The sequence below is a fragment of the Paracoccus sp. SSJ genome, assembly GCF_030234105.1.
Lineage (GTDB): Bacteria > Pseudomonadota > Alphaproteobacteria > Rhodobacterales > Rhodobacteraceae > Paracoccus > Paracoccus denitrificans.
The window spans coordinates 21,283-29,473 of sequence record NZ_JASSPE010000035.1; the positions used below are offsets into that span (position 1 = coordinate 21,283).

The following is an 8,191-nucleotide window of genomic DNA, read 5'->3' on the forward strand; positions in this document are numbered from 1 at the left end:
CCCACAACAGGAACGGAGACGATGATGGATCTTGGAATAAGAGGAAAGACAGCGCTGGTTCTGGGCGCAGGCGGCGGGCTGGGCCGGGCGATCGCCCGCGCGCTTGCCGCCGAGGGCGCACGGGTGGCGCTTGGCGACATCGACAGCGCGGCGGTCGAGGAAACCGCCCGCATCCTGCGGCAAGAGGGCGGCAAGGCGCTGCCCCTGACCTGGGATCTGGGCGATCTGGCGCAGATCGGCCCGAACGTCGACCGGATCGAGGCGGAACTCGGCCCCGTCGACATCCTGGTCAACAATACCGGCGGCCCCAGGCCCAGCACCGTCTCGGGCCAGGACGCGGCGCTGTGGCAGCAAAGCTTCCAGTCCATGGTCCTGTCGGTGATCGCGCTGACCGACCGCGTGCTGCCGGGCATGCGCGAACGCAAATGGGGCCGGATCATCACCTCGACCTCCTCGGGCGTGGTGGCGCCGATCCCGAACCTGGGCCTGTCCAACGCCCTGCGCCTGTCGCTGGTCGGCTGGTCCAAGACGCTGGCGCGGGAGGTCGGGCGCGACGGCATCACCTGCAACATCATCTTGCCGGGGCGCATCGCCACGCCGCGCATCACCTTCCTGGACGAGCAGAAGGCCGCGCGCGAGGGCCGCAGCACCGCCGAGGTCGCGGCCGAAAGCGTCGCCGCGATCCCGGTCGGCCGCTATGGCCAGCCCGAGGAATACGGCGACACGGTGGCCTATCTCGCCAGCACCCGCGCCTCCTACATCACCGGCAGCACCATCCGCGTGGATGGCGGCCTGATCGCCAGCATCTGAAACAGGACGGACCCATGACCACGGAAAACGAAACCGCGCTGATCGAAGCCTTGTCCAAGGTCACGACCGCGACCCTGACGACGGTGCTGCTGAAAAAGGGCCTGCGCAATGTCTGGCTGCGCGGCGCGGCGCCGCTGAACCCCGGCCAGCCCCGCCTTGTCGGTCGCGCCTTCACCCTGCGCTTCGTTCCCGCGCGCGAGGATCTGGCGACGCCGGAAAGCTGGTCCTCGCCCATCTCGACGCGGGCCGCCATCGAGGCCATGCCCGAGGGCTGCATCTGCGTCACCGACGCGATGGGGGTCAGCGATGCCGGGATCTTCGGCGACATCCTTTGCGCGCGGATGAAAAAGCGGGGCGTGGCGGCGCTGGTCACCGACGGGGTGGTCCGCGACGTGGCCGGCGTGCGCGCGACGGGGCTGCCGGTCTGGTGCAGCGGCGTGGCCGCGCCGCCCTCGGTCGCGGGGCTGACCTTCGTGAACTGGCAGGAGCCCGTCGCCTGCGGCGGCGTCGCGGTCTATCCCGGCGACATGATCGTCGTCGACGACGACGGCGCCGTGCTGATCCCCGCCGCGCTCGTCGAAGAGGTCGCCGCGCAGGCCACCGAACAGGAACGGCTGGAGGGCTGGATCATGGATCAGGTGGACCAGGGCGTGCCCCTGCCCGGCCTTTATCCGCCCAATGCCGAGAACAAGGCGAAATACGCAGCCTTCAAGGCCGGCCAGCCGTAACCGACCGGGATGCGCGAGCTGGTTCCGGTCATCGCCGTCCTGACCCTGATGGCGACGGCCGCGATCCTGCCGGCGCTGCTGCACCGCTGGCGGCGCCGGCACTGGCGGCGGATCGTCGCCCGCATCGACGCGGCCTATTACGCCGCCCCGGAAAGGACCGCCTTGCCCCTGATCGACGTGTCGTTCCGCGACCACGGCGAAACGCGCCTGGTCAAGGGGCTGCTGCGGCACGGCACCGATGTCGAGGATCTTGTCCCGGGAGGTCCCATCCGGGTCCTGGTATCGCCCGTTGACAGCCGTCGCTGCGTCATCGACGAGTAGGACGCCCAGCCCCGCAGGAGTTCCAGGTGCACCACCATCTTGCCGCCACGCCCGAAACGGTGCTCTGGGGCCATATCGACCCGGCGGCAGCGCCGGTCCTGCACATCGCCAGCGGCGACAGCGTCACCATCGAGACGCTGTCCGGCGGGCCGCGCAACCTGCCCGCGCCAGAGACAGGCTGCCACGCCCTGCCCGCGCATCGCGACGTCATCGCCCGGTGCCGTCCCCACCTTGGGCCGCACATGCTGACCGGCCCGATCTTCATCAGGGATGCCGCACCGGGAGACCGGCTGCTGGTCGAGATCGAGACAATCGAGCTTGCGCAGGATTTCGGCTGGAATGCCATAGAGCCGGGCGCCGGCATCCTGCCGGACCTGGCGGACGAATACGAATCCCTGACCGTCCCGCTGGACCGCAGCAGACGGCAGGCGCGGCTGCCCTGGGGGCCGGTGGTCGACCTGGCGCCGTTCTTCGGCATTCTCGCGGTTGCGCCCGATGCCTCGGGCGGCTGCGTGACCTCGGTCGTGCCCGGCCCCTTTGGCGGCAACATGGACAATCGCTATTGCCGTGCGGGCGCGCGGATAGCCCTGCCCGTCTTTTGCGAAGGGGCGCTGTTTCTTGCCGGCGACGGGCATGCGCTGCAAGGAGACGGCGAAATCTGCGATACGGCACTGGAGACCGCGCTCAATGGCCGGCTCCGCTTTCACCTGGAAAAAGGCACCGCCCCCGAGGCGCCCGAAATCCTCTGCGACAATCGGATCATCACCATGGATTTCGACGAGGACCTGGACAAGGCGGCCACGGCCGCGGCGCGCCGGATGGTCGACTGGCTGACGCGCAACACGCCGCTTTCGGCCGGGGAAGCCTATCGCCATTGCAGCCTGCTGGCCGATCTGCGCGTGACCCAGATGGTCAACCGTCGCAAGGGCGCGCATTGTGTCCTGGACCTCGGCAGCCTGTCCCCTGCCGAATAGCAAGACCTTGCGCGGCGAAATCAGGGACCAGCCCCAGCGGGCATCCCCATCGCTGTTCCGCCGCGAAACCGGGTGACGGAGCGTCCGGGTGCGGGGCCCTGCGAGAGCGCCCAACCCATCACGACAAGGGCCTGGGCACCCCATATTCGCCGCTGACCTGGGCCAGTTGCTCATGCAATTCGGCGATCAGCCCGGCACGAGGCCCTTTCGGGCGTTGCAGCAGCCCGATCTGGCGAAAGACCGGCGGATCTCCGAAAGGCAACATGACCAGGTCCACCCCACGCTCGATCGCGGCGATCCGCGGCACGATCGACACCCCCAGCCCGTTTTCGACACAGGCGGTCACCGCCGAAATCGTGTCCATCTCGGCGATGTCGTTCAGCGGCAGGTTCATCCGGCCCAGCTCGGTTTCGATCAGCCGCGCCAGGGGCACGTTGCTGCGGAACCGCACGAAGGGAAACGCCGACAACGCCTGCCGGACATCCACGACCGGGGTTCCCGGGGGCGCGATCAGAAACAGCGGCTCGCGGATAAAGGGCGACCAGTCGAGATCGCGCGACGACAGGCTGTTCTCGGCGATGATCGCGGCGTCCAGCCTGCCGGCATAGACATCCTGGACCAGATTTTCCGAGTTCCCGACCAGAAGCCGGATCTTCAGCCCCGGATGATTCGCCACGACGCGCGATACCGCTTGCGGCAGCAGCCCTATCGCGCTGGTGCGGACCGAGCCGATGACAAACTTTCCCACGATCCGGCGGCCTGAAATCGCGTCGATGGCGTTTTCTGCCGCCCTGACGAGCTCTGCCGCCGCCTCGACCATCTGCTGCCCCGCCGCGGTCAGCGTCGGCGGGCGGTTCTCGCGGTTGAAAAGCGAAACTCCGACTTCGTTTTCAAGGGCCTGGATCTGCTGGCTGACCGCCGAGGGCGTCAGCGCAACGCGGTTCGCGGCACGGGCGAAGCTGCCGGTTTCCACAATGGCGAGAAGCGTCTTTAGCTGGCGCGAGCGGGTTATGTTCCGGTCTACGTTCCGCCCTATGTCAGCGGCGATGGTCTGATCGAGGTCGTGCGCATGGCCGATCCGGTCGGCATTCTGGCACGCATGGGGCGCATCGATGAAACCGTGTTCGCTTCCGCAAGAAGCGCGAAGAGGCCTTCCAGGAGGAAGAGGCTTGAAATCGCAACGACCGGAGGCGCCTCCGGCCGTTCTGCATTCCGGCGGCTTGGGCAGGGCCCATGAGAGCAGCGCGCTCGATTCCGAGAGTGCAACCTGGCGCTGCATCTGCTAGACTTCCCCATGAGGACGGTTCGGCCCGGCATGTTCGCGGGCGGGGCCGGGTTCTCCGGCTGACGCCTCGCCCGGTTCCGGGCCCTCCAGGAAGGGAGGATGCAGCCATGCACCGAGAAACGATTGGAAACCCGCTGAGCTGGAGCGCGCAGAAGCTCGCTGGCATCGGCCGCAGCGCCGGGGCGGCGGTGGACGGGATCGGCAGTCACGAGATGACCCTGCCCGAGGTCAACCGGATCGGCCTGGGCGATATTCGCGCGGCGCTTCGCAAGGGCGTCAAGGATTTCGCCGCGCTGCGCACCGACGTGATCACGGCGGTGGCGCTTTATCCGGTAATCGGCTTCGTCCTCGCCGCCTGGGCGTTCAACGCCGGGCAGGTGCATCTGCTTTTCCCGCTGGCCGCGGGCTTTCCCCTGATCGGGCCGGTCGCGGCGATCGGCCTCTACGAGATGAGCCGGCGCCGCGAGCGGGGCGAAGAGACGGATTGGAGCGCGGTGCTGGCCACGCTGACCGGCCGGGTGCTGGGACCGGTGCTGATGCTGGGCTGCCTGCTCGCGGTGATCTTCGCCTTCTGGCTCCTGGCCGCGCATGCGATCTGGGTCGTCACCCTGGGGCCTGGGCCCTATGATAGCCTGTCCGTCCTTCTGCGCGATGCCCTTACCACCAGCGCGGGCTGGACGATGGTCCTCGCCGGGTTCGGCGTCGGCTTCGTCTTCGCGGCCGTGGTGCTTTGCGTCAGCCTGGTGTCGTTCCCGATGCTGATCGACCGCCCGGTGGGCGTGCCGGTGGCGCTGGCGACCTCGCTTGCCGTCGCGCGCCGCAACCCGGGCACGACGGCGCTGTGGGGGGTGATCGTCACCGTCTCGCTGGTGCTGGGGATGATCCCGCTCTTCGCCGGGCTGATCGTCGTGCTGCCCATCCTCGGCCACGCGACATGGCACCTTTACCGGCGGGCGGTGGCCTAGGGTCGTCCATACCGCTCTCTGCGATCACATGACCTGTGCCTGACAGGCGTGCCCATCCCGGATGGATGGTGCAAGGTTTTCTTCCCGATGGGCCGTCGGCATGTCCGCCGGCCCATGCGGCGAAAGATGGCAGGCAATGCGCAACTCTGTCAAAATCGTTCACACCCAAGCCGAAAGCGGCAACAGGTGGTTGATTTTTGTCGTCCGACGTCGCACTCATCGCCCCAAGAGCCAGCGTCGGAAAGATCCCTATGACCGCATATCGTTCCCGCATCACCGCTCATGGCCGCGACATGGCGGCGGCCAATGGCGTGCGACCAGGGAAGCAGAACACGCGCCAACGCCAAGTTGCGGCCGTGCCTGAGATCCATCCGCCATTTGCCCCCTTTTTCAACGAGCACCCCATGCCTGTCCTGCCTTGATGAAACTGGCCGGAACGGGCCGACATGTGCCCGAGGCCAGAGAGCTTCCCTCCTCGGCCGCTGCCCCAATTCAAGACACCCCGGAAGGGCGCCGGATAACGCAAACCGAGAGTAGAGATTCCAGTGCTGCCAGAAGCGATAACCGACAAGTCCGATCCCGCCCTTCTTCTGGCCCATGTGCAGCAGGTCGCCGGGGACTGGCGACATGTCGGAGTGCTGCCGCGACTGCTGCAGGCCCGGGCGATGGCGCGCCTCCATCTCGCGCCGGATGCACTGGCCATACTGGACAGCGGCGGGAAAGACCTGCACTCGCAAGAGCGGCTCCTGCGGATCGACCTGCTGCTGCGGCTGAGCCGAACCCGTAGGGCTGGGGAGGAATTAAGGGCTCTGCCTGCCAGGGATCTGTCCCCCCCGGAGCGCCGGCGCCGGGCCCGGCTGGAGATCGAATGGACGGAACAGGCCAGGGGCGGCGACGCCGCCCTGAAACTGGCCAGGCACTATCGTGAGCGCTTTCCACATCACGAGCAGCTTCTCCAGCAATATCTGGCTCTGCTGGCGCAACAGGACCCGGTGGGCTTGGAGTGGCTGGAATTTGCAGAGCCCTTGCTACAGACCCAGATCACCTTCCAAACCCGGTTGGCGATCCTAAATCAAATGCAGCAGTATAATCGCCTGGGTCCGGTTCTGGAGGAACTGCTTGCCCATATCGACGGACCGGAGCCGCGCTCCATTGCGCTGGAACGCGCCTTCCACGCGGCCTGGTTCCGGCAGGATGCGGAGATCCTGGAACGACTTGTCGCGCGCTGCCTTGCCCTGCCATACCCGCTGTCGGGGCCGGTGCGGTTCGCGCGCGAACGCGAGGGGATCTTTCCCGGCCTCCGCCGTATGACCGAGACGGCTGCGCTCTGGCTGGAGGGCTGGTCGCCCCCCAAAGTGCCGCAGGCGACGGATCACACGGAAATCGCAGAGATCGCCCGGCTGGCCGGGCTGACCGGACAGCCAGAACGGGGCGTGGGCTGGCTACGCCATCTGCTCGGCCACTATCCCTTTCTCGTGCGTGCGCGCCTCGCGCTGGCCGAGCTGCTGAGCCAGGCCGGTGCGCCATCCGAGGCCCGGGCAGAACTGGACATCGTTCTGACCGAGGCGCCGCAACTGCCGCGCGGTTATGCCGTCTATTACGAACTCCTAAGCCAATGCCCGGGCACTGAAGCCGAAACGGAGAGGCTGCTGAGGCGGCGCCGCAACCGGGTGAAGGCGCTGCGCCAACCGCCCGGACCGGACGGGCTGCCGCCCTATGACCAGGAAAGTTACGAATTCGAATTACGGCGTGGCGCGCTCGGAAAGGCGCTGCTGCACCGCAGCGGCCGCCCGGCCTGCCACTACCTCGCTGCCGCCTTGGGAGAGGCTTATCCAGGCTTGCGCCGCCCGGTGCTCATCCCCGGGACACGCGCCCGCAAGATCGGCCTGATGGCCTGGGAAGGCATCGCCGACGAGGTGCGAATGGCCCAAGTCTACGGTCTGCTGGAGGATCGGGCCGGTGAGATCGTGATCTCTTGCGAGCCGCGGCTGGAGACGCTGCTGGCCCGCAGCTTTCCCTTTGTTCGTTTCCATCCGCTGCGCCGGCGCTGGACATTGCTCTGGCAGGAGCGGCCGATCATGCACGAGGAGATCGCCGAGCGGATCCTGTCGGGCTATCTCGACGCGGACTATCTGGCCGAACTGCGCGATTGCGATCACGTCTTTTTCCCCGAGGAGATCATGGGACAGATGGAGCTGTTCCAACCCGGTCTCTGGCAAAGCCACCTTGGCCGAATCCGGGCCGGTTATCTGCGCCCCGAACCGACCCGGCATGCCCATTGGGCCGCACAGTTCCGTGGATCTGGCGAGCGGCCGGTCGTTGGACTGCTTTGGCGCAGCGCGGTGCAATCGCATTCCCGCAACCCGAATTACCTCTCGCTGGAGGAGATGCTGCCACTGATCCGAGAGCTGCCCTGCACTTGGGTTTCGCTGCAGCCGCAATTGAGCCCGGAAGAACGCCGGCTCTGCGAAGATCATGGCATCCTGATCCCGGCCGAACTCGACCTTTTCGACGACATGGAGGGGATCGCGGCCTGCTGCGCGGCGCTGGATCTGGTGGTGGGCATCAGTTCGCTGCCCTTCGAGCTGGCCGCGGCGGTGGGATGCCCGGTCTGGATGCTGGCCCTGACCCCCGCCGCGCAATACAAGCGGCAGGGCACGGCCGGCATGGATCAGTTGACGGTGAATGGCCGGGTCTTTGCACCGCGCGACCTGACGCTGTTTGCCGACCGCAACGCGATGCTGGGGGATCTCTTGGAGCAGATCGTCGGAGCCTTGAAGGCGTTTCGTTCCGAGCGCCGCCGGTAGGACCGAACTCCACCCGTTGCGGGAATTGGGGTCGGGCTGGGTGATCTTCGGCCAGGGACTTTGCTGCGCTCATTTTCCGTGCGGACGAGATATCGATCCCAGCGAGAACAGGAGCGGAAGCGGGACCATCCCTGCCGCGCAACCAGGCGGGTTGGAGGGTCGTTGCCGCGGCGCTGTCAATCGGCACGCAACTTTGACCCCCTTTCGGCGCCCAATAATGACCCCGCTTGGTCAGCACGGGTAGCTGGCCCGATGCGGTGTAGCCTCCATACAGCGCAACCGGATCGGGCCAGCGGCGTCT

General features: G+C 67.2%; 7 protein-coding genes. 6 read left to right on the plus strand and 1 reads right to left on the minus strand.

Annotated features, from left to right (window positions below):
- Positions 1 to 24: 24 nt before the first annotated feature.
- From QPR87_RS22185 to QPR87_RS22200, 4 genes are read left to right on the plus strand one after another with little or no spacing between them, the layout of a single operon-like run.
- Positions 25 to 810 carry an SDR family oxidoreductase gene (locus tag QPR87_RS22185; RefSeq protein WP_011749668.1) on the plus strand — a complete coding sequence of 262 codons (786 nt, stop codon included), beginning with the start codon at positions 25 to 27 and terminating at the stop codon, positions 808 to 810.
- A 14-nt stretch (positions 811 to 824) separates the two neighbouring features.
- Entirely contained in the window at positions 825 to 1,538 is a 714-nt protein-coding gene (locus QPR87_RS22190) for a ribonuclease activity regulator RraA (RefSeq protein WP_011749667.1), read from the plus strand.
- 9 nt (positions 1,539 to 1,547) lie between these two features.
- Positions 1,548 to 1,859 (plus strand): hypothetical protein, encoded by a 312-nt coding sequence (locus QPR87_RS22195; protein WP_231000380.1) that lies wholly within the window; start codon positions 1,548 to 1,550, stop codon positions 1,857 to 1,859.
- 26 nt (positions 1,860 to 1,885) lie between these two features.
- Entirely contained in the window at positions 1,886 to 2,833 is a 948-nt protein-coding gene (locus tag QPR87_RS22200) for an acetamidase/formamidase family protein (protein ID WP_285051411.1), read from the plus strand.
- Positions 2,834 to 2,951: 118 nt separating this feature from the next.
- Here the strand turns inward: QPR87_RS22200 and QPR87_RS22205 are convergent, their stop codons facing one another.
- Positions 2,952 to 3,881: a LysR family transcriptional regulator gene (locus QPR87_RS22205; protein WP_350310475.1), complete on the minus strand. Its 930-nt coding sequence runs from the start codon at positions 3,879 to 3,881 to the stop codon at positions 2,952 to 2,954.
- Positions 3,882 to 4,225: 344 nt separating this feature from the next.
- On the opposite strand from QPR87_RS22205, the gene QPR87_RS22210 reads away from it, so the two are divergent.
- Both QPR87_RS22210 and QPR87_RS22215 read left to right on the plus strand, forming a co-directional pair.
- Positions 4,226 to 5,083 carry a DUF2189 domain-containing protein gene (locus tag QPR87_RS22210; protein ID WP_011749663.1) on the plus strand — a complete coding sequence of 286 codons (858 nt, stop codon included), beginning with the start codon at positions 4,226 to 4,228 and terminating at the stop codon, positions 5,081 to 5,083.
- 545 nt (positions 5,084 to 5,628) lie between these two features.
- Positions 5,629 to 7,890 carry a tetratricopeptide repeat protein gene (locus QPR87_RS22215; protein WP_285051412.1) on the plus strand — a complete coding sequence of 754 codons (2,262 nt, stop codon included), beginning with the start codon at positions 5,629 to 5,631 and terminating at the stop codon, positions 7,888 to 7,890.
- The last annotated feature ends 301 nt before the right edge of the window (positions 7,891 to 8,191 follow it).

Excerpts from the sequence above, each read along its gene's own strand:
- QPR87_RS22190 (WP_011749667.1), top strand. The coding sequence starts at position 825 with ATGACCACGGAAAACGAAACCGCGCTGATCGAAGCCTTGTCCAAGGTC.
- QPR87_RS22185 (WP_011749668.1), top strand. The coding sequence starts at position 25 with ATGGATCTTGGAATAAGAGGAAAGACAGCGCTGGTTCTGGGCGCAGGC.
- QPR87_RS22210 (WP_011749663.1), top strand. The coding sequence starts at position 4,226 with ATGCACCGAGAAACGATTGGAAACCCGCTGAGCTGGAGCGCGCAGAAG.
- QPR87_RS22195 (WP_231000380.1), top strand. The coding sequence starts at position 1,548 with ATGCGCGAGCTGGTTCCGGTCATCGCCGTCCTGACCCTGATGGCGACG.